Raw genomic sequence first — 23958 nt, 5'->3', positions numbered from 1 at the left:
AGTAGCTATATTGGTTTATTTGCCATAGGATAAAGAGACCATTTTTTATCTCAAAAAAGGTGAATTTGCAAGGTTGCGGATCGCCTCTACCAATCGAATCTGGAAAGGAATTAAACCCGCGAACTTTGCGGGTTTTTTTGCTGTGTTTTTTGAAAGGTTTCGGATAGTTTCACCATATTAATATTACATAAAATAGAAAATATGGAATTTAGACAAAGGATTTGTCTAATTTAGGGAGAATAATATAATGAGTCAAAGAACCGTCACCTGACTCTACATATACGTGAGACAGTTACTAGAATGTCATAAATATGTGCAAAGTGAACAGAAAAATCCTATCGTTGCAGATAATTATTGTCAATAGGGAACAGAGGTTTTCGACTGAATAAATTGAAATTTTATAATATTAATAGTTGTTTAAATAGCTATTAATCTAAATTACAGCGATTTTCTGCAGAAAGCGCAATAATTGGTACGACATTACATCAAAAGGAGCAAATGATGACTACAATTAAGATTCCTTATGGTAAAAAAATTTTGGAAGCTTATGTAGCAGAAGAGCAACTTGAAGCGGTTTTGGAATCGCGCGCTCATCACTATAGACCGGAAGCTACAGAAGCCGACCTTGTAAAGCAGGCGCTTGAAAATCCTATCGGCTCGAAACGTCTGCGTGATTTAGCTAAGGGATGTCGTAAAGTTGTTATTATTGCGAGTGACCATACCCGGCCAGTTCCAACGAAAATTATGGCACCGCAAATGCTTGCGGAAATTAGAAACGGCAATCCGGATGCAGATATCACATTTCTGGTTGCTACCGGATTTCATCGCGCTAGCACGCAGGAAGAACTTTTGCACAAATTCGGCGAAGAAATAATGAGAAACGAGAAGATCGTAATTCACAATTGCTGGGATCAGGATGCTTTGGTCGATGTGGGTAAACTGCCTTCCGGCGGTGCGTTGGTGATTAACAAACTGGCAATGGAGGCAGACTTATTGGTTTCGGAAGGGTTTATTGAACCACATTTGTTTGCAGGTTTTTCCGGTGGACGAAAAAGTGTCTTGCCAGGTATCGTCAGCGGTGTAACCGTTATGTCTAACCACTGTGCCAAATTTATTGCTCATGAAAAAGCACGAGTGGGAATACTTGATGGCAACCCGATTCATACTGATATGCTGTATGCCGCTCAGCAGGCCAAATTGGCATTTATCCTAAATGTGGTCATCGATGCTGACAAGCGGATCATTAAAGCTTTTGCCGGTGACAGGGAGCAAGCCCACATAGCCGGTTGTAAATTTGTCAGCGGGCTGGCCAAAGCAGAAGCAAAACCGGCCAATATTGTTATTACTTCGAATGGTGGGTATCCACTGGATCAAAATATTTATCAACTTGTGAAAGGCTTGTCTTCTGCGGAGGCTACTTGTAAACCAGACGGTGTTATTATTATTTGCGCCGCTTGTAACGACGGGCATGGCGGAGATACCTTTTTTAAATGGTTTCAGGATGCGCCGGGAGGGGCCAGGGAGATCATGGATAAAATCATGAAAATTCCGCCAGAGTCAACCATTCCTGATCAGTGGGCAGCTCAAATTATCGCGCGTGTCCTGTTAAAGCATACCGTTATTTTAGTAACTGATCAGTGTGATCATCAGATAGCCAAAACTATAGGTATGAAGACTGCTTATACCTTAGAGGAAGCTTTGAAGACTGCTGGATTGATTGCCGGTCCGCAGTCCAAAGTTACGGTCATTCCTGACGGTGTAGCAGTCATATTGTAAAAAAAAATTACATTTAACAGATCAAAAAATTTAGGGGGCGAGATCTTGGCCATTGACGCAATCATGTTGAATTCGGCAGATAATGTTGCAACAGCAGTTCAAATACTAAAGGCAGGGCAAAAGGCAGATGTCCGTTTGGGACATGACATTCGACAGATCCTTATCGGTGAGGACATTCCTTACGGTCATAAATTTGCCGTTCATTCTATCCCTAAGGGACAAGATATAATGAAATACGGAGAAGTTATTGGACGGGCTACGCAGGAAATTCGTGAAGGGCATCATGCCCATACTCAAAATATTGAAAGTTTGCGAGGCCGTGGTGATTTGCAGGGGGAGGCTTAATTATGAATTTCATGGGTTATCGTCGCGCTAACGGTTCGGTAGGGACACGAAATTATGTCGGCATTTTATCAGCAGTAGTATGCGTTAACGAGGTAGTAGAGGCTATTGCCAGTAAGGTACAGGGGGCGGTTCGTTTTACGCACCATCAGGGTTGCTGCCAGACCCCCCTGGATATCGGGCGTGTCAATCATACTCTAATCGGGCTGGGGAGTAATCCTAATCTGCAATCCGTAATCATTGTCAGCCTAGGGTGTGAAAGTACCGACCTATCAGCAGTTATTGAAGGCATCAAGGCCAGCGGCAAACGCGTGGAGCATCTAATTGTCCAGGAAATCGGCGGCGCGGCGCGGACCACGGCGGAGGGAGTGCTCCTGGCTCAAGATATGGTACGGGAGGCGTCGTTACAGCAACGGGAAGTTTTTCCGATCAGCGAGCTGGTTTTAGGTATGAAGTGTGGCAGTTCGGATACTACATCCGGGTTGGTGCCCAATCCGGCCATTGGGGTGGCATCAGATCTATTGGTAGAGGCCGGTGGAACATCCGTATTAGGTGAAGTTACCGAATTCATTGGCGCTGAACATATTTTGGCCAGACATGCCGCTAACGAGCAAGTGGCGCAAAGTATTTTGAATCTAGTTTCCCGCATGGAGAAACGGGCTATGGCAGTAGGCGAAGACATTCGGGGTGGGCAGCCTACTGGTGGCAATATTAAAGGAGGCCTTACCACTATTGAAGAAAAGTCTCTGGGTGCTATTGCCAAGGCCGGGTCGGCGCCTATTCAGGCAGTATATGAGTATGGTGTACGACCGCAGGTCAGAGGGCTGGTTGTTATGGACTCGCCGGGACGGGAGCCAGAAATTCTTACTGGTTTGGCAGCTGCTGGCTGCAATGTAATTGCGTTTGCTACCGGACGGGGGGCACCGCAGGGATTCCCCTTTGTGCCTGTACTGAAAATTACCGGCAGCCGTACTGCGGCTGAGAAAATGAGCGACCATATTGACATGAATCTAAGCGCGGTGATCGACGGGGGAGACACCATTCCCGATGCCGGACGGCGTGTTCTGGAGGAATTGGTATGTGTCGCATCCGGTGGCATGACCAAAGCAGAAATATCCGGTTATACCAATTCAATGGATATCTTTATGTGGGGGCCGGTTATTTGATCTGAGTGGGAGGTGATGACAAAGAAGGGATAATAACAAAGTTTTATATACTCCAGGATATGCTCTTTATATGCAGTATTGGACTTAGGGGTACTATTGCTGAGGCTGGTTTGCAAATATCAGACCGGCAATTGTATCCGTAAGAATTCACCATATAATGAAACTGGAGGAATGATCATGGGTAGTATTATCGCGCTAGTCGTTGGAATCGTCGTGCTACTTTGGCTGATTATCAAGACCAAGATTCAGGCTTTTCCGGCACTAATTTTTACTTCAATTCTAGTTGGGCTGATGGCCGGGCTGTCGACCGCCGACACAATGAAGGCTGTATCAGGTGGCTTTGGCGGAACTTTAGGCAGTATTGGTATTGTAATTGGTTTTGGCTGCATTATGGGGAAATTCCTTGAAAAAAGTGGTGCAGCCAAAAAAATGGCGCTCACTATCCTAAGGATGGTTGGAGTAAAAAATGCGGATGTGGCGCTTGGCCTGTCAGGGTTACTTGTCGGTATACCTGTATTCTGTGACTCGGGTTTTGTTATTCTTTCTGAGCTTGCCAAGGAGTTTTCACGCATAACCAAAAGATCTATGGTGGGATTAGGCGGAATGCTCGGCATGGGATTATATATTACTCACTTTTTGGTGCCGCCGACCCCCGGACCTTTGGCTGTAGCTGGTTTCTTCAAAGTAGATCTTGGCATTATGATTTTGTGTGGCATTTTATTGTCAATTCCACTATTTCTAATCTCTATTGCGTACTTCCGGTATGTTGAAAAACAATTCCCGGTATTAATTCCGGAAAAAAGTTTGGAAGACCTCAGTATTAGTGGTGAGCAAAAACAGACTCTTGAAAATATAATTGCCAAACATAAATCCATGGAGGAACTGACTGGGAAAGATTTTAAGGAGATAGCATCAAGTGAACAACTTCCTGGAATGATGCTATCATTTGCTCCCATTGTGATACCTGTTCTGTTAATATTGGCCAATACCATTTCCAGCGCCTTAAAGATTGGTGGCACTGCCGGCAGTATTATTGGAATATTGGGTAACCCCATTGTTGCAGTATTTATTGCGGTTTTATTGTCCGTATACGGTTTGTGCGCCACTCTCACAAGAGATGAAGCCCAGAAGATAATGGAAAAATCGCTCGCTGACGCAGGACTTATTATTCTTGTAACAGGTGCGGGCGGTGCACTGGGAAATGTAATTCGAGTGACAAATATTGGTGATATTATCGCCAAAGGGATTGTTGATTTGAGCATTCCTGTTATATTGGTACCGTTGCTGCTGGGTGCTCTTTTGCGGATTCCGCAAGGTTCCGGCACTGTTGCCATGATTACTGGGGGGTCTATTCTGGCTCCGATGTTGTCCACGCTTGGTTTGGAACCAGTTATTGCGGCGTTATGCCTATGCAGCACATCTATGTTTATTTCCTATCCAAATGACAGTTATTTTTGGGTTGTTACCCGGTTTAGCGGCATGGATGTTAAGACAAGCCTCAAATCATGGTCGGTCGGTAGTGCGATTATACCGGTATGTGCTTCTATTATTCTCATAGTTGTTAATGCCTTTCTGTGAATAGGAAGTACTAAATAATAAAAATAACATAAAGCATCATCTCGTTTTAGAGATGATGCTTTATGTTATAAACCAATATAAACAAACTTAGTATTGAGGGAGATGGTATTATGGAATGGAGACACCGAATATCGAAAGAGGTCGCCGAGAATATTGTACGGATTATACACGAGGCTACAGGCCATAACGTTAATGTAATGGGCGAAGGAGGCGAAATCATTGCGACAATGCAACCGCACCGGCTGGGTACAATTCATGAGGGCGGGCGGAGAGTAGTTTCCGGGGAAGAAGAATATGTATCCCTTACTTCAGAGCAAGCAGCCACGATGGAAGGCGTTTTGGCAGGATATATGGGTGCGATTGATATGGATGGAGAGAGAATTGGTTGTATGGGTATTACCGGCGAGCCTGATCAGGTTAAACCATTGCAAAAAATGGCGTCCTATATTGTTGTTGAGCAGCTTAGAAAAGAAAAAGTACAAAAGGCAAAACAACTAATGCTGAATAAAGTGGCTGATAAAATTCAGGGTGCCTCTTCAAATATTCAGGAGGTTGCAGCCGGGGCGGAAGAAATCGCCACTACCAGTCGCAATATGGAAGCTACTGCAAAACAAATCGAAGACTATATTAACGATATAAATCGAGTACTGGATTTGGTCGGCTCTATTGTGAAACAGACCAATTTGCTGGGGTTGAATGCTGCTATTGAAGCTGCCCGGGCGGGGGAGTACGGACGTGGCTTCAGTATTGTAGCCGAGGAGGTACGCAAACTTTCGGCTAATTCGGCCAGTTCGCTGCAAAACATCAATAAGGTATTGCATGATACAAAATCTTCAATTAATGGTATTGTGAACGGCATCGAAAAAAATGCAGTTACTACAGAGCAGCAAGCCGTCGCGCTGCAAACTGTCGGGGAAAAGATTATGGAAATCGAGAGCGAAGTAACAGAGCTGGTGCAGCAAGATAGCTAAGCACAAAATTAATTGAGAAAATTTAACAAAAGTGTTATAAGAAGAAAATGCATTGGATGTCATATAAGGTTGGCGTTTATCGAAACATTGTATTTGTAGGGGGAGTTGACAGTCTAAGTTGATTATCTCAAAAGAGTTTGCACAAAAAATCGTTGATCACCTTATGAGTATTGTTCAGTATAATGTCAATATTATGGACTGTAGTGGCGTAATTATTGCTTCCGGGCAATACAACCGGATTAATACATTTCATCAAGGCGGCAAGTTGGCTGTGGACGGCAAAACCGTTGTGGAGATTCATGCTGATGATGTGCATAATTTTTACGGTGCTTTGCCGGGAGTCATGTGGCCGATTAACCTAAAAGAAAAGATTGTCGGTGTAGTCGGTGTGACAGGCGAGCCGACTGAAGTGCGTAATACAGCTAATTTGGTCAAGACTGTGACTGAGTTATTTCTGGAACGTGAGATGTTTCTTGCCGACTACCGGTTAGAAAATTGGATGAAGGAACAACTGGTACACTTGCTGGTTGCAAAAGGTATGGGTACAACAACAGACGATTTATCTACCATGGCGGATATGGTTCAATATCGGCTTGATTTGCCGCGAGTTGTGATATTGCTTAAATTGGAACCGAAGATTAACGACTTTGCTACCTATAGTCTTCAAAATCTATTTTCGGACCGGATGCGTGAAAGTGTCTTGAATGTCATTCACGAAGCCGCTTTTTTTCATATTGATGATCTAAGTCTTTTTTATAAAAAGAATTTGTGTATTTTAAAATCTGTACAGGACGCCGGCAGTGCAAGAAAAGTAAAAAGTTTAACATCTAGCATAGTCAAACGCTTGCAGTTAATCTACCCCGGATTAAACGTGCAAGTGGGGATCGGGAGCCGGGCTGTGAAGCCGACACAGATTTGTCAATCTTACTGTGAAGCGGTGTTTGCTCTGCATCATCCTAGTCCAAATATAATTCGTTCAATTGATGAGTACAATATATTGGCAAGCTATTTGTTTGAGCAGCAGTGTGCAAACTATGATTGTCTCGCACTTAAAGAACTTAAATCCAGGTTTGATACCATCGGGGCAAGGTATGACATGCAGCAAACTCTTCAGTGTCTTCTCGCAAATAACTTAAATATCTCAGTTACAGCCAGTAAACTATATATTCATAGGAACACACTAAAGTTCCGACTTGATAAACTAAAAGAAATTGTGGGCCTGGAGCCGTGTCACTATTTCAAACACGCAGTTTTATGTGAAATTATATTGTGTATGAGTAAGCACAACGGTTAATTACTTATTTCACCCGATACTTAGATAGTAACGAATCGTTAAGAGTTTTGGGAATCTTGAATGAGATAAAAATTGTACTCGGTCGTTATATCCAGGGCCAGATGGTTGTATCTTTCATATCCGGAATTGCAGTATGTGCGTATTTCTGGATTATGGGTCTACCTTATATGTTGGTTTTCGTGGCAATATCAGGAGTTGCTGAGCTTGCACCGGTTGTTGGTCTTACCGTTGCTGCGATTCTGGCTTCTCTTTTAGCATACTCTGATTCACCAGCGCTTGCTGCTGAATCATTAATTTTTCATATTATTCTTCTCAAAGTTAATCATAATCTGCTTTATCCTGTACTTGTGGTATGGTAACGAACGTCTATTTGTGTCCCACTGTTCAATAAGTGGTGAGGCTTACGGTTGCGGACCGACAATAACTGTTTCATTAAGTCTTGGCAAAACGAAGTAGCAGCCGTGAAATAGTGGCTGCTACTTTTAGTATGAGAGGAGGAAAATTACAGTATGAAGAATGCCTCTGATTGGTCAGTTTTTTTTCTTTTAGTAAGAGAGATTCAAGTATGTGGGTTGAATTTAAAGAATTAGGCTGTAAAATAAAAATAATATCTTATTGACACGGGGTAAATAACAATATGGAGATTTAATTTTAAAATAAAAGGAGCTGGGAGTATTGGAAAAGAAAAATTTGGAGTTAAGCATACAGTTGCGCCATGATTTGCACCAGCATCCAGAACTTTCGAATCAGGAATTTTGGACAAAACAGTATTTAATCTCTTTCCTCAGAACAAATACTAAACTGGAAATTGTAGACAACGGTCATTGGTTTTACGCAATTTATTATGTAGGCAAGGAAAAAGAGAATATTGCGTTTCGTGCGGATTTTGACGCCATTCCGGTGCCGGAAACCATCGACGTTCCATATGCTTCACAGTTTCCCGGGGTAGCTCATAAATGTGGTCATGATGGTCATGCTGCTTCGCTTGCTGGGCTAGCATTGGAAATTGATCAGAAGGGTGCTGACAAAAATATTTTTTTCCTTTTTCAGCATGCTGAGGAAACGGGAGAAGGTGCTATCCAATGTGCCATTTTTATTAAGAAACATAATATCAAAGAAATTTTTGCGTACCATAATCGTAGTGGTATGGTGTTAAATTCTATCAATATAATCGACGGCACCAGCTTTTGCGCATCCAAGGGGATGATTATTCACATGGAAGGATCACCGGCTCACGCCAGCGAACCTGAGAAAGGAGCAAATCCTGCTTTTGCTATTGCTAAGATCATTGATGCTATACCGGGCTTAATCTCGTCGGAGAATAATAAGGGGATGGTTCTGTGTACCGTTATTCAGGTAGATATAGGTGAAAGAGCCTTCGGCGTAGCTGCAAGTAAGGGGGATCTACTTTTAACAATCCGTGCGTTATATGAAATAGAATTGGATAAACTTCAGGAAAACCTTGAAAACCTTGCTCTGACTCAAGCTGAAAAATACAATCTAAAGGTAAGTTTCTCTTATAATGACGTTTTCCCAGAAACTGCAAACCATAAAGTATGTTCTGACAAAATTAGGCAAGTTTGCAAAAACAAGGGTTTTCGACTCATTGAAATGAAGGAAGCTTTTCGTGCATCCGAGGATTTTGGCCACTATCTCAAGCAGACCAAAGGCGCGATTTGCTTTATCGGTACAGGCGAGAATTATCCTCCCTTACATAGCTGTGAATACGATTTTCCGGATGAAATCATTGAAACCGCGGTTGAACTGTTCAAGGGACTTGCAGAACTGTAAAAAAGGTACAGGCTGTTGCCGTACCTTATCTACGTTGTCCAGGGCATGAAGTTTCAGGAAATTTATGATATTGCCATTGTGCAGTAGTAAAAATTTAGGACCCTTCGCCGTGGCGCTCGCCAGTGTGATTTTGATTTTTTACTTTCTTAGATCCTGAAAGTGGTTCAGGTATATTGTTGTCACTATTCTTTGTACGCCTAGGTGCATTTGGCGGATCTACAGGGTAAGTTTCGGGCTTAGTCATGTTTTCGCCTCCTTATCGTTTCCTTATTACATATCGTACGGCGCCTTACTTGGTTTTATCCGTGGAAGATTTGAGGTTAATTGGTACTTTTTTAAATATATGAAATTATAAAGGATTTCATATATTTACGTGGAAGTAGTTGCTTTGTCCTATTTCAATATATTATTCCCCAATATGTATACTAACAGATGAGGAGCGTGTTTATATTATGACAAATGAGAAAGTGAAAAAAGTATCACCATCCATTGATGAGTGGCTCAAAGAGGCCAAAGCTGATCCAGCGGCCTTACAGGAAGGTATGTTTTTAGTTCATAATGGTGTTGTTCGCCAGACACCTAAAGCCCAGGTTCGCCAAGGGCTTGATGATGGCTCGCTGGTAAAGGGAATGGAGTTTGCGTATGATGCCGCGAAAGTTGATGCAGCGATTGCCGAAACATATAAAATGGAGGGTATCTTCTATATTAAGGTTTGGCTGAATGAGGGCCAGCTTACCCTAGGCGATGATATAATGTATGTACTGATTGGCGGCGACATCAGGCCGCATGTCATTGACGCCTTACAATTCCTGGTTGGCAAGATCAAAAACGAATGCGTTACGGAAATCGAACAAAAGCAGTAAACTCAATTAATGGCTAATACTCTTTAATAACCACCCCAAATATATTGGCAAGAGCTATTGCTTGTTCGGGAGCGATTATACAACCGCGAAGGTTATCAGGGGTTAGGCCTAGCTGGTAAAATTCACATGTGCTAAGATCGATTCCAGCAAGCTTAGTGCCAGAAAATTGAACTTTATCAAGATTACAATGCGTAAAGCTTACGTCAGTAAGTGTGGCAGAATAAAGGTCGGCCTCAACAAAAGATGAGTTGTGAAAGGTAACTTTCTTACAATTGGTGTAACGCAGCAAGGAATAAGCGGCATTACAGTCCTCAAAGACAGCATTTTTTAAAGATGCTTCGGTCATGTCGATACCAATCAACTTGCAATTGGTTAACCGGACACGATCCATATAACATTGACTGAAGTCCACATTGGAGAGATCACAGTTTTCAAAGCTGGTATCAGTAATTTTAGCAAAAGGCCAACAAATGCAGTTAAATACAATGTTTTTGAATAAAACCTGGCTAACAACAATGTTTGTGGCATTTTGAGCTTCAAATGTACAGTCTTGTATGAGACTGAGTTTTATACAGTCTTCGTCGTGAAAATTATTTATATGTACCAATGGTAGTTCCTGGGGGAGATTTGGCGCTTTTAATTTGGTTTTGGTAAATGTTTTGACCATGTATATTCCTCCTGGTACTTTAAACAGATACATTGCTGATCAACAGATAAACCGACTTGATAATAGGTCGGTTTTTTTATTTAGTTTTTTAGTTATTCAATAACACCTTATGAGTTTATAGTACTATTGGATGATTTACTTTTCATAAACTCTAACACCTTGCATCTATCATGAATAGTATATAGTAATTGAAGCTCAATTTATATGTAAAGGAGTTAAGAGTTATGACGAATTCTAACGGTGTTGATTTTGATTTATGTGTTGGTACCGTAACTGTGGTAACAGCAAATGACCTTATACTAATAGGGCGGATTTTACGGGATGATAATTCATCACCTAGAGACTCGAAAGATGGTAACTGCATCAGACACGAAGATAATTTGGTACAGTCTGTCGAAATCGGGGATGCAGTTGAAGTTGAATTTGTCCCGGAATTTATCACTCTAAAATTAACAGAGCCCCTTTTTGCTGTACCAGATAGCGGCGAGTCTCCAGTAGAGCAACCATATTACGAAGATGGTGACATTATTCAAATAAATGTAGCTGAGATAGTAACAGTCAGTCCCTCTCGGCCTATTGTTTAAGCGGATGGTTAATCTTGTGTTTTTTACGCTATAAAACCGGTCATCACGAGGATGAAATGTCAGGTATGGGTCAAAATTATATAAAGGAGTTAAATAGCTATGAGTAAAAAAGAAGATTTCATTGATTTGTGTGTTGGCACTGTAACTATAATAACGACAAATAGACTTGTGTTAACAGGAGCCATACGGGATTTGGATGGAGAGCGCCCAACTGAGAACGATAACGATGACAACATCGGTAACAGAAAGAACAAAAATTCACTGGTCGAGCTTACAATTGTAGGTCAAGTAGAAGTGGAAAATGAAGCAGAATTTATTACCTTAGAATTGACAGAGCCTGTTAGAAAAATACCCGGAGACGCTAGTGCTCCTGGGCCAATTCAAACATATTACATTGTCGGTGACAACATTCGAATTGACGTAGCTGAGATTGTTACTGTTGGTCCCTCGCATACTATTACTACAGCGTAGCTTCGCTTGTAAGATGCATGAGTAAAATATCAATATCACTGTCTCCGTGATACCCCAAGAGTATACTTTCGGATAGTATCGCAAAATGCTAATTCATTTTATTATTATAATGAATTAGTTTTTTTGTGGGTTTTCCACATAATTGCTGCTTATCCTCTAAAGTCGTTTTGTCAAGGTTAACAATGTCTAACCACTGGGTTGGGGATACGCTGGTAATTTAACGAAAATGGGATTAGGAGATTACGGAGTGACTAGGAGGAATTTTATAGAGATGTTGTTACAAGTAACAAGAAAGCTGATGATTATTCTAGTATTGATGGCGATAGTCTGCAGTGCCGCAGCACCACCTGCGGCCGCCTTTAGGCTTACCGTAGCCAATCATTATGACCAGTCCAAGACTTTTTCGGTTCTGTATTATGATGAAAACGTTGACAAATGGCTTTGCGTCGGCTGGTATAGCGTGCCGGCCAATGGCTGGAAAGAATATTCTTTCCCCAATTCTAAAGATTTGCCTTACGCGTTTGCATTCAGCACGGCATGGCATGGCGGTGACAGAAGTGATAATATCCAGATGATTGTGACGCCAAGTAAATTTCGCTATTATCAGGACGAACCCTTTCCTGAAGGTGCCGATGCCAAGCTGGTGACCTTTGGAAAATTTGATATTCATGATGGTTCCGCACAGCTTGTATTTGGTGGTGACAGCAAAACGGAGCCGGTGAAAGCGGCACCGGCAGGTCTAGGCGACAAAATTGTGGATATTGCGATGCAAATGAAAGGCAAGCCATATGTGTGGGGAGGCTCGACGCCAGAAACTGGCTTTGACTGTTCCGGACTTACTTACTATGTCCTTGGACAGCTTGGAATAAATATTGAGCGTACTGCTGACCTCCAGTATCATCGCCAGGAATCCATCAGTTTTAGGGATTTACTGCCAGGAGATTTGGTGTTCTTTGCCTGGCATGGTGCAGAACCGGAGCATGTGGGGATTTATATCGGCAATGGGAAATATATTGATGCGCAGAATACATCCGGTGCCGGGCCGGGCGCCACAGGGGTGGTAACGGTGAGTTCCTTTGATAACTGGAATAAAAAATACATTGTGGGTGGGCGACGCTTTCGCTAAAAGGAGGTGATATATGTAGATCGAATGAAATAATCCCTTGCAACAGGGCCTGTTTACAGGACGCGGATTCAGCACGTTAAAGATTAATGGAGGTGTATAGAGTGGGTTATTTGAAAAAAAGATTGATTGTAGGTGTGCTTTTACTGTTGGTGATGATGGTGTTGCCAAGTGTGGGGTTGGCCGGTAGCCAGGATTTTACTTTGGTGAATAATTCACCTTATAGTATCGTTGGTTTTTGGGTAGCACCGGCTGACAGTGATAATTGGGAAGAAAATTTAATGGATGGCTCGGCTTTGGCGGCAGACGACAGCATTGATATCAGCTTTGATAATTCCGGCAATATCCAGTGGTGGAACTTCAGAGTCAAAGACAGTAGCGGGCATGTGTGGACGTGGGAAAAGAAGGATTATGATTTAACCCAAATCTCACAAATTACTTATTATTATAATAATTCGGGCAAAGGCGCGATTAATTATAAGTAACGCAAAATGATGTAAGGGGCCCTGAAAAATTTTAGAGACTAAGAAGCCGCTATTTATCTGCATTTTGCAGTTAGATAGCGGCTCTTTATCTTATCCATGGAATTAAAATGTTTCTGAATACACGCTAAAGGTGGCGGACCAGGAGTGGGGGACTACTTCTTAAGGTGATAAGGAATTGTGGCTACCACTACATCTTTCTTTAATATAAGTAAAGTTCGTAATATCCACCCTGTTTGATTATGAAGGAATCTGTGCCACCATTTCTTAGTTTCAAATTCAGGAATCAAGACAGTAATGAAATCTTCAGCAGCTTTATTACTTTGTAACTTTTCAACAAAATGGATGATCGGATCAATAACAAGACGATAGGGGGAATATACAGTTATCAATCGCACTCCGGGATCCCATATTTTCCACTTTTCCTCTACCTTGCGTCCCATTTCCCGGTCAGTAGTAACATGTAAAGCAATAACATCTGTGCTAATGGAATAAGCGTATCTCATTGTCTGAACTACAACACTAGTAGGACTCGATACCGGTACTACTATTATATTTTTTCCTGTTGGCCCTTGTTTTAAAGATTTCCAATCAGCAATTGATAAATGTAGTTGTTCCGCCATATCGGTATAGTGTCGTTTTATGGCTTTGAAGATGTAGATCATCGCGGGAATAAAGAGCAGCACAATCCAGGCACCATGAAAAAATTTCGTAAATGCAATAATCAATACAACAAGTCCGGTAATAACAGCGCCAAAGGCATTGATAATTGCCCGTATTCTCCATTTGGGTCCTTTTTCCCGGCGCCAATGGACAACCAGTGCGGTTTGTGCAATGGTAAAAGAGAGAAATACGCCAATGGCATACAATGAGATCAAGTGCTCAACGTTGCCATTAAATCCCGTGATTAAAGCCCCGGCAAATACACTCAAAAGAATAATACCATTAGAAAAACTTAGACGTTCCCCCCTTGCTCCCAAATAGCGCGGCATATAACCATCTTTCGCCAGTATCGATAGCAACAAAGGCAATCCGTTATAGGAGGTATTAGCTGCTAAATATAGTACCAACATGGTTGCTAGTTGGAGGAAATAGTACATCCAGCCACGCCCTAACGTTTCTTCTGCTAACAGAGAAAGCATGGTTACATTTTCCTGGGGCATGATATGGTTATGGAGAATTAAAAAGGTAGTTCCGGCTAGCATAATAGCTAACATTCCTGCCATAAAAAAGGTTGTTTTGATGGCATTAGCGGCCTGTGGTTTTTGGAACATGGGAACGCCATTGGAGATAGCTTCAACACCTGTCATTGAACTACAGCCATTAGCAAAAGCGCGTAGCAATAGCGCTAACACCATCCAGTCAAAGGGCTGCCGCACAGAAGATTCGGCAGGAATGGCAGGAGTTGCACCGGTAAAAGCTTGATAAGCCCCTACGCCAATTAGGACAAATATGCTGAGTACAAACAGATAGGTGGGCAATACGAAAACATTGGAGGATTCCCTTACACCCCGTAGGTTAACAATCATTAAGATACCAAACAAGACGCATAAATTGATAGTGACTTCTGAACTGATCAGAGAGGGAAAGGCAGATAGTAAAGCTTCAGTTCCAGAGGAAATACTAACCGCTACTGTCAAAGTATAATCGGCAAATAAGGATGCGGCAGCAACTAAGGCGGGAAATTCTCCAATATTTTTCATGGCTATGGCGTACGAGCCGCCACCTCCGGGATTAGCCTGAGATACCTGGACGTAAGAAATAGTAACAATAGCTAGTAATACTAAAATAGCGGCAGCAACATAGCCAATGTAGCCATAAAGCAGTAACCCCGGTACAGCCAAAGTGACAGCAATTTGCTCAGGTCCGTAACCAACCGACGAGAGCGGGTCTGAGGAAAAGATGGATAGCGCTTTCCACTTGGGCAAATGCTCAGCGGAGAGCTCACGGTTATGCAATGGACGACCGATAAATAACTTTCTTAGCTGATGGTACATAGATACGCCTCTCAATCATTGATGTTATTTCCTTTATAGACAGCTATATTGTAACTTCTTTAGTAGCAAAGATGTCGTCAAGAAATAGCCCAATGATGTAAAGAAAGTATAAAGAACCGTGAAACAAGCTGATTAATGATCCATTAACCGGTAACCAACTCCCGATTCGGTAATGATATGGCGCGGCTGCGTCGGGTTGTCTTCAATTTTCCGGCGTAATTGTCCGATATATACCCGGATATAGTGAGTATCTTCATTGTAGGCTGTACCCCAAACAGCTTTTAATAACTGCTTGTGGGTTAGTACCCGTCCCCGGTGCTGGGCTAATATTTTGATTAGTTCATATTCGGTTGGTGTCAGTTTTACTTCTCTTCCGGCTACCGTTACCCGTCTTTGTACCAGATCAACAACAAGATCGCCGCAGGTTATAACAGGTTCATGTTCTGAGGATGCCGCCCGCCTTAGAGATACCCGCATCCTGGCCATGAGCTCTCCGACACTAAATGGCTTAGTTACATAATCATCGGCGCCAACATCAAGAGCATCTATTTTCTCTTGTTCTTGATCGCGTGCCGTTAACACAATAATGGGTGTTTGTGACCATTCCCGTATCGATTTAACGACATCTTTACCATCTATATCAGGCAGTCCTAAATCAATAATGAGTATGTCCGGTTTAAAAGTAGCCGCCCGACTGATACCATCAACCCCTGTTGTTGATTCATCAATATCATACCCATGTGCGCCAAGAGCAACCTTTAATAGTTTTCTAATCTGTGGTTCATCATCAATAATCAGAACCCGCATTCCTTTTTGCATAATTACTTCACTATCCTTTCTGGGATTACGACTTCTTCTACCACCGGAACTTGAAATCGAATCGTGGTTCCCCCGCCAGGTCTTCTTTCCGCCCAAATCAAGCCCCCATGTGCTTCTATGATGCCTTTGCATATTGATAAACCCAACCCGGTGCCACTGACATGTTTGGGCTGCTGTATCCGATAAAATTTATCAAATACTTTGCTAAGGTCTTCTTCTGGTATGCTTACGCCGTTATCGGAAACCGAGATTACAACGGTTCCTGCTTTGGGTTCAGCACTTATCAGGATTTCGCTGTCATGTGGGGAATATTTCATGGCATTGTCGATTATGTTAATCAAGACTTGTTCTAATAAGACGCAGTCAGCTTTCAACATCGGAAGAGCAGGATCAATAGTAACAGTTAGTGAATACCGTTTGGTTATTTCTCTAAGCCTATTAAGCGAAGCTCCGATTATGTCTTCGATATCACACCAATCAATTTTAAGCTGCATCATTCCGCTCTCAAGACGGGCTGTATCCAAAAGGTTTGCTACAATTCGCTCCATTCTTGCGGCTCCGTCTTGAATCGTTTCCAGTAGTTCACCTCTGGCGTCCTTAGAATACATATCTTCCGCTTCAACAAGGGTGGAAACAGATCCAATAATGGAAGATAGTGGCGTTCTTAATTCATGCGAAATAGAGTTAAATAGTGCCGTGCGTAATCGGTCTGATTCTAAAAGTAAGGATGCTCCTCTGGCCTGTTCCGCCAGTTTTACGCGTTCTACGGCAATGGCTGCCAGTCCGGTCCAAGCATCAATTAGGCGTTTCTCCTCTGGGAGTACATTTTTTTCTTTTACATGTACTCCTAATACGCCTACAATATTGTCGGTAGTTTTGAGTGGAATATATAAATACATGGCGTCCGAAAGTGTATCAGTCGATCGGCCGGCTGCCTGACCATGTTTGAAACTCCAGGCGGCAGCAGTCATCTCGATTGTGTTTTGCAGAGTGTTCTTATTCCTATTTATTCCTGAATAACTTTCAGCCCGTATAGATAGATGTCCTGAATTGTCCGGCAGCATCACAACAAAAGATCTACCCACCGTTTCAGCAGCTTGTTTCGCTAATTCCTGGGAAATCAATTCTAGATCAATAATACCAGCAATCTCTCTGCTAAACTGATAAAGAGCACGGGTACTTCGTTCACGTTGACGGGCGGAAGCTGCCTCGCTGCGTAATAACTCTGTTCGACCGCCAATTACAAAGGCCATAATCAAAAAGATTATAAAACTCCAAAGATAGTGAATATCGGCAACTGTGAAAGTCCAAGTTGGCGGAACAAACAAAAAATCGAATGCAGCTAGTCCGCATAGTGCAGTAAAATAAGAAGGCCATCTTCCCCACCAGAAAGCACTCATAATTACCGGGAGCTGGTATAGCAAGGCAATGTTGATGAGTCCCATCTTTTCCTCAAAAAACAGAGAAAACAGTGTGGCTAACATAGTCATGGCTAGTCCGCCAATATATTGACGCCAATTAACCCCTTTCTCTTTTGGTGTTGTTCGGATGCAGGTGTCTGGATCTTGTTCAGCGGCACCTCGGATTACATAAATATTTATCCCGCCACTATTTCGAATTAGCTTATCAACTAATGAACCGTGCCAAAGTTCCCATAGACGGCTGTGTTGAGGCTTACCGATAACGATAGCTGAAACATTTTGCACACAGGCAACTTCAATAATTTCCTGAACAAGGTTTTTTCCGACGATTGTCAATGGCTTGGCTCCAAGATCTTCAGCAAGACGCATGTTTCTGGTTACCCTGTCTCGCTCCCTGTCGCCTACAGGAAAACGGCGGGCAGGTGTCTCAATATGGACGGCCACTAGTTCAGCTTGTATACCTGCGGCTAACCGGTGTGCAGCCCTTATTAACTGCGCCGAAAAGGGACTGGAACTAACACAGACCATTACGCGACCTGCTGCCGGCCATGGTCCATCTATTTTGTGCTCGTGCATATACTCGCTCATATCTTTGTCTACGCGGCTGGCCGTAAAGCGTAAAGACATTTCACGCAAGGCATTAATGTTACCGGTACGGAAAAATTTACGTATGGATTGTTCGGTTTGAGGCGGAATATAGACCTTGCCTTCTTTTAAACGCTTAAGCAATTCTTCGGGAGGAATGTCAATAAGCTGGACACTAGCTGCTTTTTCGAGAATACGGTCAGGAACTGTCTCATTAACGATAACTCCGGTTATCTGGGCAACAATATCATTTAAACTTTCGATATGCTGAATGTTAAGTGTTGTATAAACATTAATACCAGCGGTAAGAAGTTCTTCTACATCCTGAAAACGACGGACATGGCGGGAACCAGAAATGTTGGCATGGGCTAATTCATCTACCAAGACTAGCTTTGGTTTTCGTTTGAGAATGACATCAATATTCAGCTCAGGAGAAATCTTGCCTTGAATATTACTAAAGCGTGCCGGTATTTGTGGCAGTCCTTCCAGCAGCCGCTCTGTATCAGGCATACCATGTGTTTCAACCCAGGCAACAGCTACATCATAACCTTCATTAAGCCGTTGATGAGCGGCCTCAAGCATTGTATACGTTTTACCAACTCCAGGAGCGGCTCCTAAAAAAACCGTCAAACTACCCCGGTTTTCTACTATTTGTTTCATGGATTTTATAGTAGTCCTTTCTTAATTAATTATCTTTAAGTATACTCCTATTTCAAAAGAAAGAGTTGGTGAATTTTACTCTAATAAGCTTGACTAAACATGTGAACAGTGGGACAATACAATACATATTTACTGTTTTAGAATAGGAGTTGTCCGGCATGTCTATTTTTTTTCACATATTGAGTCATAATATTATACCGATATTTTTATTGATCAGTCTAGGATTTTTACTCAGTAAAAAATTTGATTTACATATATTTAGCTTAAGTAAATTAATGTTTTACTTATTTGTACCAGCATTTATTTTTGTTAATTTATATACAACAGACCTTAAACTGAGTATGTTAAAAGTCCTTTTTTGTGGAGTACTGATGCTTATAACCAACGATATGATTGCCCGAATCATTGCTAAAATTCGCAACTACGATATAGGGCTTACCAATGCTTTTAAGAATTCCATCATGTTTAATAATTCCGGTAACATTGGCGTTTCGCTGATAACCCTTGTATTCGGTAGTGCTCCTTTTGTAATTGATGGAAAAACGCCATATCTCAATGAGGCGATCACTGCCCAGATTATTATTCTTGTTATCCAGAATATATCTGTAAATACATTGGGCTTTTTTAATGCCGGTAGGGCTAACAGCAGTAAAAAAGAATCTGTCAAGACAATTTTGAAGATGCCTTCTATATACGCCATACCACTGGCGCTTTTTCTCAAAAGTATACAGCTTGATATTACGACAACTCCCTTTTGGCCAACCTTAGAATATCTGAAAAGTGGACTTGTTCCAATGGCTTTGATAACCTTAGGGGTCCAACTTTCCAAAACAAACTTCGATCTTAAAAATGTAGAGGTTCATCTTTCTGTTTTTATTAAGCTTATCATTGGCCCATTGCTGGCGCTTAGCTATATCCACTTGCTGGGTTTAACTGGCGTTGTAGCCCAAGCAGTATTTATTGCCCACGCGGTTCCTACTGCTGTCAATACTGCACTGATAGCGGTTGAATGCGATAGCTGCTCAGATTTTGCCTCACAGGCTGTCATGCTTTCAACACTTTTTAGTGCCATTACCCTGACATTAGCCATTTATGCAGCGCAATTTTTAATTCCTGCTTAAAACTCCAGCTTAAGGAGGAAATAAAACCTTTCCCCGATAATGCGTCTAAAATACCAATGGAGCCGTGCTGAAACTTACGTTTCAACACGGCTCCGTTTTTTTACTATGGGCTTAGCGTTATAGTTTAGTCTGCATCTGCTTGCGTTATCTGTCCTAAAAAAGACGTATTCAGAAGTAGATGTAGGATTTTTGTTGCATTTGGTAGAATTAGATAAATTTAAGTTGATAATACGCGAATATGCGAAATGAAAGTTGTTACTTGTTGTTGCCTGCATGCTGTCTTTTGTTCTTGGTGTTATTTGATTATGTACAAAATTTATGAATTTGATGAAGAGTCCTCAGAAATTTTCTTGAAATAATTTGATATCTATTAGGTGGGGAATTGTATGCGAAAAATATTTACTCGGTCTGGTCACAAGTTATTGCCACTACTAAGCTTTGCTATTACTGGTATTGCGATAGTCTTATTATATTATTTGAAAGTCCCTAATCCCAATGTGATTTTACTGACGGTCACTGTATATTTTACTTTTATGGGCGGATTTTTTTCTGGTGCTGTAAGTGCAATTCTTGTTATCAGTTATTCACTTTATTTTTTTTCTAACCCATCTCAGCCACTGACATATACCTCCGAAAATTTTCAGCGCATTGGGGTCATAGTAGTATTTGTTCCAATAATGGTATGGCTTGTAGGTAGTCTCAAATTAGGTCTGGATACTAAGACAAGCGAGCTAGAATTGGCAAATAAGGCACTAAGAGTCTTATCGACAATGGATGGTTTAACACAAGTGCCTAATAGGCGTTATTTTGATGAAGTATTTTCTAAAGAATGGTTAAGCGCTATAGGAACAAAAAGCCTGTTATCATTAATTATGATTGATATTGATTATTTTAAAGCCTTTAATGATGAATACGGTCATCTTGCTGGCGATGACTGCTTGAAGGCGGTTGCAAAAGTAATAGCAAAAGAAATTAACCGTCCGGAAGATTTTGTTGCGCGTTACGGAGGAGAAGAGTTCACGGTTGTCTTACCCAATACCAATGCGAAAACAGCAATTTGTGTTGGGGAAAAGATAAGAAAGGCGATAGTAGATTTAAGAATCAACCATGGCAAGTCTCTTCCTGCACAGTATGTAACTGTGAGCGTCGGCGTCACTACTGTAGTTGTTGAACAAGACAAGGACTATTCCAAAATGATCAGGAAGGCGGACGAAGCGTTATACTTGGCCAAGCAGCAAGGCCGGAACCGAGTCAAGTATTTGGGAGAGTAAACATTATCAAGGTTAAGTTATCAGTCTTTTAGATTTAAAGTATAGTAGGCAACAATGGAGGGGTAATTAGTGGATAGAGTCGGTCAATATCTACGGAATTGGATCATTCCCGACAGGTCCATAATTTTATTTTGTGCTGTATTATTAATTTTCGTCTGGAGTGGCGCTTTATGGCAGATTGACCATGATCATAAAGCCACCATCGATATGATACGTCAAGATGGTGACAGACTTGCGCGGGCTTTTGAAGAGCATGTGCGCAGAGTGTTGAAAACGAACGAGTTCTATTTAAACAGCATGAAGGCTGAATATGAGCAGACCTACATTCTTTCTCCTGCATTAGAACGCGTGTTTCGACAACTGCGTCTTGATCCGATGGCCTCAGCCGGTGTTGTCAACTCTACTGGTGATTTTGTGGTAAGTACTTTAGAAAATGCTATAGGCGTGAATATTGCTACCGTTCCTCATTTTGTTTACCATATCGCCGCTGACACGGGCGAGAGTTATCTTGGAAGACCTTTTGTCGGGCGGACATCGCAAAAAGTAAGTATACATATGACTCGCCGACTCAATCATCCGGATGGTAGTTTCGCCGGCGTGGCGATTATCGCCATGGATCCCTATTATTTTACGACATTTTATCGTGAAATGGATTTCACAGAGAATTATTCCATCCGCTTGATTGGATTCGATGGCATAGTTCGCGCAAGCAATGATGTCTCCGAACTGGATGCCGACATGAGCGGATCCAGCCTTTTACGTCAAACAAAAATCGTCTCAGATGGTTTCTATTCTACTTACGACTATATATCTGGCAGACCATTAGAGGTCAGTTACCACACGATGCCTGACTATCCAGTAGTTATTCAGGTAGGTGTATCGGAGGAAGCTTTGGCACCCTTTGTCCAGCGGCGCACCATTTACCTTGCCGTTGCCGGCGGCGTTAGCCTATTTATCCTTTTTTCCCTCTGTTATATTATTGCCAAAGCGCGAAAGCAGCGTCAGGATGAAACCTGGCTGCGCACTTTTGTTGCCAATACGCCAATTGTTTTTTATGCTATGGATCCAAGGGGAGTTTTCATTTTATCTGAAGGTTTGGGATTAAAAAAGCTCGGCTTGGAGGCCGGTGAAGCGGTCGGCCACTCGGCCTTTGAAAGGTACCGTGATTACCCGGATATTCTTGATGCAGTCCGGCGCGCCACAGGGGGGGAAGCCGTTTTTTTCGAGCATAAGGTGGGGAAGGTTTATCTGAATAATCGCTTGCTTCCCATATTTGATGATACTGGCCGGGTTATAGCAGTTGTAGGGGCAACAGTTGACATTACCGAAAGAGTATTGGCCGAACAGCGTCTTCGGGAAAACTTTGAGGAACTTACCGCCACCCATGAGGAACTTGTCGCCACCGAGGAAGAACTCCGCTTTCAATATGGTGAATTGCATCGCAGTCAAAAGACGGCGCTAGAGATCTTCAATGCCGCTGGCGACGGTTTAGTTGTCAATGATGGGGAAACAGGCGAAATCTTGGCGGCTAACCGCCGGGTACTGGAATTGTTCGGGTATTCAGAAAAAGAATTCAAACAGCAGGGGATTAGTTTAATTTCAACTGACGCCAATAAAGAAGCGGCTTTAAAAGTTATTCGAGCTACGGTCGCGGAGGGCCCCCAACCGCTGTATGAACGGGACACTCATGACAGTAAGGGTAGACGCTTGATTCTCGAAATCAGTTGCACACCGGTTGAAATGGACGGCAAAACCCGCTGCCTGGCATCAATGCGCGATATTACGGCTCGCAAGCAGATGGAGGAAGGCTTAGAATATCTCCGCCAGCGCGATCTGATGACTGGTGTATATAATCGCGCTTATTTTGAAATCGACATGATGCGGGTGTCGGTCAGCACACACTGCTGTGTCGGCATCTTCGTCGGCGATGTGGATGGCTTAAAGTTGATCAATGATACATTAGGTCATCGCCAGGGGGACGATCTTCTAAAACGGGTTGCCGGCCTTTTAGCTGCTGGGGTCAAAGCGCCGAACTATGTTGCCCGGATTGGCGGCGACGAGTTTGCGATTGTGCTGTTCGACTCGGCCAGACAGCAGATGGAGGAATTGGAGCAGTATTACCGGATGCAGGTGGAGGCCTACAATGGTGATAATCCCCACCTCCCGCTCAGTTTGTCGTTAGGATGGGCCCTGGGCGAAGAAAATGTAAATGTGGAAAACGTCTTTAAAACCGCTGATAACAACATGTATCGTCAAAAGATGCATCAGAGTCAAAGTGTCCACGGTTCGATTGTCCGGACGCTAATGAAGGCGCTTGAGGCTCGCGATCACATCACCGAAGGGCATGCCGACCGTTTGAGCAGGCTAATGCTACTGATGGGACAAAGCTTGGAGATGCCGCAAGAAGCCATTTCTGATTTACGGCTATTTGCCAAATTTCACGACATTGGCAAGGTAGGTATTCCGGACAGCATACTAAAGAAGCCGGGGAAACTAACCGAAGATGAAATGAACATTATGCGGCAGCACTGCGAGATTGGATTTAGAATTGCAAAATCATCTCCAGACTTGGAGCCGATTGCTGACTGGGTATTGAAGCATCAGGAGTATTGGAATGGTAAAGGCTATCCACTCGGCATCAGCGGGGAAGAAATCCCGCTGCAGTGTCGTATTCTCAGCATAGTGGATGCCTATGATGCGATGACAAGCGACAGGCCCTACCGCATGGCCATGTCCAGCGAAGATGCGCTTGCCGAAATTTATCGCTGTTCCGGAACTCAGTTTGATCCGGTTCTGGTAGAGAAATTTATTACTATGCTTCGTAAGGAGATAATATAATTTTCTACGCGTTTCAAAGTTGCCGTGGGTATTGCTAAAACAGCCCAGGCAGCTTGTTTCTTTTCCGTGGCTTGACAATGGGGGCATTACAGGACAACAGGCGAAGATATAATAAATTTATGACAAAATTAATCATTT

The 23958-nt window shown here is 42.5% G+C and carries 21 protein-coding genes; 16 read left to right on the top strand and 5 right to left on the bottom strand.

All coding sequences use genetic code 11. The features are described 5' to 3' along the window. Nucleotides 1–498: 498 nt before the first annotated feature. The 8 genes from larA to AC1ECB_RS16185 all read left to right on the top strand — a co-directional run bounded on the left by larA (nucleotide 499) and on the right by AC1ECB_RS16185 (nucleotide 8918). The gene (gene larA / locus AC1ECB_RS16220; RefSeq protein WP_485664746.1) at nucleotides 499–1776 is read left to right on the top strand and encodes a nickel-dependent lactate racemase; all 1278 of its coding nucleotides are present in this window, start codon (nucleotides 499–501) and stop codon (nucleotides 1774–1776) included. 45 nt (nucleotides 1777–1821) lie between these two features. Beyond that, nucleotides 1822–2121 (top strand): UxaA family hydrolase, encoded by a 300-nt coding sequence (locus tag AC1ECB_RS16215; RefSeq protein ID WP_485664745.1) that lies wholly within the window; start codon nucleotides 1822–1824, stop codon nucleotides 2119–2121. Nucleotides 2122–2123: 2 nt separating this feature from the next. After that, the gene (locus tag AC1ECB_RS16210; protein WP_485664744.1) at nucleotides 2124–3284 is read left to right on the top strand and encodes a UxaA family hydrolase; all 1161 of its coding nucleotides are present in this window, start codon (nucleotides 2124–2126) and stop codon (nucleotides 3282–3284) included. Nucleotides 3285–3461: 177 nt separating this feature from the next. Beyond that, nucleotides 3462–4862, top strand: coding sequence for a GntP family permease (locus AC1ECB_RS16205; protein ID WP_485664743.1), 1401 nt, complete (start codon nucleotides 3462–3464; stop codon nucleotides 4860–4862). A 110-nt stretch (nucleotides 4863–4972) separates the two neighbouring features. Continuing rightward, nucleotides 4973–5833: a methyl-accepting chemotaxis protein gene (locus AC1ECB_RS16200; RefSeq protein ID WP_485664742.1), complete on the top strand. Its 861-nt coding sequence runs from the start codon at nucleotides 4973–4975 to the stop codon at nucleotides 5831–5833. A gap of 118 nt (nucleotides 5834–5951) precedes the next feature. Beyond that, on the top strand, nucleotides 5952–7127 hold the full coding sequence (locus AC1ECB_RS16195; protein WP_485664741.1) for a CdaR family transcriptional regulator: 1176 nt from the start codon (nucleotides 5952–5954) through the stop codon (nucleotides 7125–7127). A gap of 47 nt (nucleotides 7128–7174) precedes the next feature. Continuing rightward, complete coding sequence (locus AC1ECB_RS16190; RefSeq protein WP_485664740.1) at nucleotides 7175–7486, top strand: AI-2E family transporter; 312 nt, start codon at nucleotides 7175–7177, stop codon at nucleotides 7484–7486. Nucleotides 7487–7802: 316 nt separating this feature from the next. Continuing rightward, nucleotides 7803–8918 (top strand): M20 metallopeptidase family protein, encoded by a 1116-nt coding sequence (locus AC1ECB_RS16185; protein WP_485664739.1) that lies wholly within the window; start codon nucleotides 7803–7805, stop codon nucleotides 8916–8918. Nucleotides 8919–9012: 94 nt separating this feature from the next. On the opposite strand, the gene AC1ECB_RS16180 is transcribed toward AC1ECB_RS16185, so the two are convergent. Continuing rightward, a complete protein-coding gene (locus tag AC1ECB_RS16180; RefSeq protein WP_021169076.1) occupies nucleotides 9013–9162 on the bottom strand; it encodes a small acid-soluble spore protein P in 150 nt (49 codons plus the stop codon). Nucleotides 9163–9370: 208 nt separating this feature from the next. On the opposite strand from AC1ECB_RS16180, the gene AC1ECB_RS16175 reads away from it, so the two are divergent. Beyond that, nucleotides 9371–9781 carry a molybdenum cofactor biosynthesis protein MoaE gene (locus AC1ECB_RS16175; RefSeq protein WP_485664738.1) on the top strand — a complete coding sequence of 137 codons (411 nt, stop codon included), beginning with the start codon at nucleotides 9371–9373 and terminating at the stop codon, nucleotides 9779–9781. 13 nt (nucleotides 9782–9794) lie between these two features. Here the strand turns inward: AC1ECB_RS16175 and AC1ECB_RS16170 are convergent, their stop codons facing one another. After that, nucleotides 9795–10448 carry a pentapeptide repeat-containing protein gene (locus AC1ECB_RS16170; RefSeq protein ID WP_485664737.1) on the bottom strand — a complete coding sequence of 218 codons (654 nt, stop codon included), beginning with the start codon at nucleotides 10446–10448 and terminating at the stop codon, nucleotides 9795–9797. A 224-nt stretch (nucleotides 10449–10672) separates the two neighbouring features. On the opposite strand from AC1ECB_RS16170, the gene AC1ECB_RS16165 reads away from it, so the two are divergent. The 4 genes from AC1ECB_RS16165 (at nucleotide 10673) to AC1ECB_RS16150 (ending at nucleotide 13111) form a co-directional block, all read left to right on the top strand. Beyond that, nucleotides 10673–11032, top strand: coding sequence for a hypothetical protein (locus tag AC1ECB_RS16165; protein ID WP_485664736.1), 360 nt, complete (start codon nucleotides 10673–10675; stop codon nucleotides 11030–11032). 99 nt (nucleotides 11033–11131) lie between these two features. Continuing rightward, nucleotides 11132–11503: a hypothetical protein gene (locus AC1ECB_RS16160; RefSeq protein ID WP_485664735.1), complete on the top strand. Its 372-nt coding sequence runs from the start codon at nucleotides 11132–11134 to the stop codon at nucleotides 11501–11503. A gap of 271 nt (nucleotides 11504–11774) precedes the next feature. Then, on the top strand, nucleotides 11775–12629 hold the full coding sequence (locus AC1ECB_RS16155; protein WP_485664734.1) for a C40 family peptidase: 855 nt from the start codon (nucleotides 11775–11777) through the stop codon (nucleotides 12627–12629). A gap of 101 nt (nucleotides 12630–12730) precedes the next feature. Further along, complete coding sequence (locus AC1ECB_RS16150; protein ID WP_485664733.1) at nucleotides 12731–13111, top strand: hypothetical protein; 381 nt, start codon at nucleotides 12731–12733, stop codon at nucleotides 13109–13111. Between the two features lie 152 nt (nucleotides 13112–13263). Here the strand turns inward: AC1ECB_RS16150 and AC1ECB_RS16145 are convergent, their stop codons facing one another. The 3 genes from AC1ECB_RS16145 to AC1ECB_RS16135 form a co-directional block, all read right to left on the bottom strand. Then, entirely contained in the window at nucleotides 13264–15105 is a 1842-nt protein-coding gene (locus AC1ECB_RS16145) for an APC family permease (protein ID WP_485664732.1), read from the bottom strand. 132 nt (nucleotides 15106–15237) lie between these two features. Further along, nucleotides 15238–15924: a response regulator gene (locus tag AC1ECB_RS16140; protein WP_485664731.1), complete on the bottom strand. Its 687-nt coding sequence runs from the start codon at nucleotides 15922–15924 to the stop codon at nucleotides 15238–15240. 2 nt (nucleotides 15925–15926) lie between these two features. Further along, the gene (locus AC1ECB_RS16135; protein WP_485664730.1) at nucleotides 15927–18590 is read right to left on the bottom strand and encodes an ATP-binding protein; all 2664 of its coding nucleotides are present in this window, start codon (nucleotides 18588–18590) and stop codon (nucleotides 15927–15929) included. A 158-nt stretch (nucleotides 18591–18748) separates the two neighbouring features. Between AC1ECB_RS16135 and AC1ECB_RS16130 the strand changes: the two genes are divergently transcribed. The 3 genes from AC1ECB_RS16130 to AC1ECB_RS16120 all read left to right on the top strand — a co-directional run bounded on the left by AC1ECB_RS16130 (nucleotide 18749) and on the right by AC1ECB_RS16120 (nucleotide 23820). Beyond that, nucleotides 18749–19711: an AEC family transporter gene (locus AC1ECB_RS16130; RefSeq protein WP_485664729.1), complete on the top strand. Its 963-nt coding sequence runs from the start codon at nucleotides 18749–18751 to the stop codon at nucleotides 19709–19711. A gap of 386 nt (nucleotides 19712–20097) precedes the next feature. Continuing rightward, entirely contained in the window at nucleotides 20098–20982 is an 885-nt protein-coding gene (locus tag AC1ECB_RS16125; RefSeq protein WP_485664728.1) for a GGDEF domain-containing protein, read from the top strand. 69 nt (nucleotides 20983–21051) lie between these two features. After that, the gene (locus AC1ECB_RS16120) at nucleotides 21052–23820 is read left to right on the top strand and encodes an HD domain-containing phosphohydrolase (protein WP_485664727.1); all 2769 of its coding nucleotides are present in this window, start codon (nucleotides 21052–21054) and stop codon (nucleotides 23818–23820) included. Nucleotides 23821–23958 lie beyond the last annotated feature (138 nt).

The organism is Sporomusa sp. 246TCP1 (genome assembly GCF_057319775.1).
The sequence above is the reverse complement of the archived record's forward strand: the minus strand, read 5'-3'. Positions and strand labels throughout refer to the sequence as shown.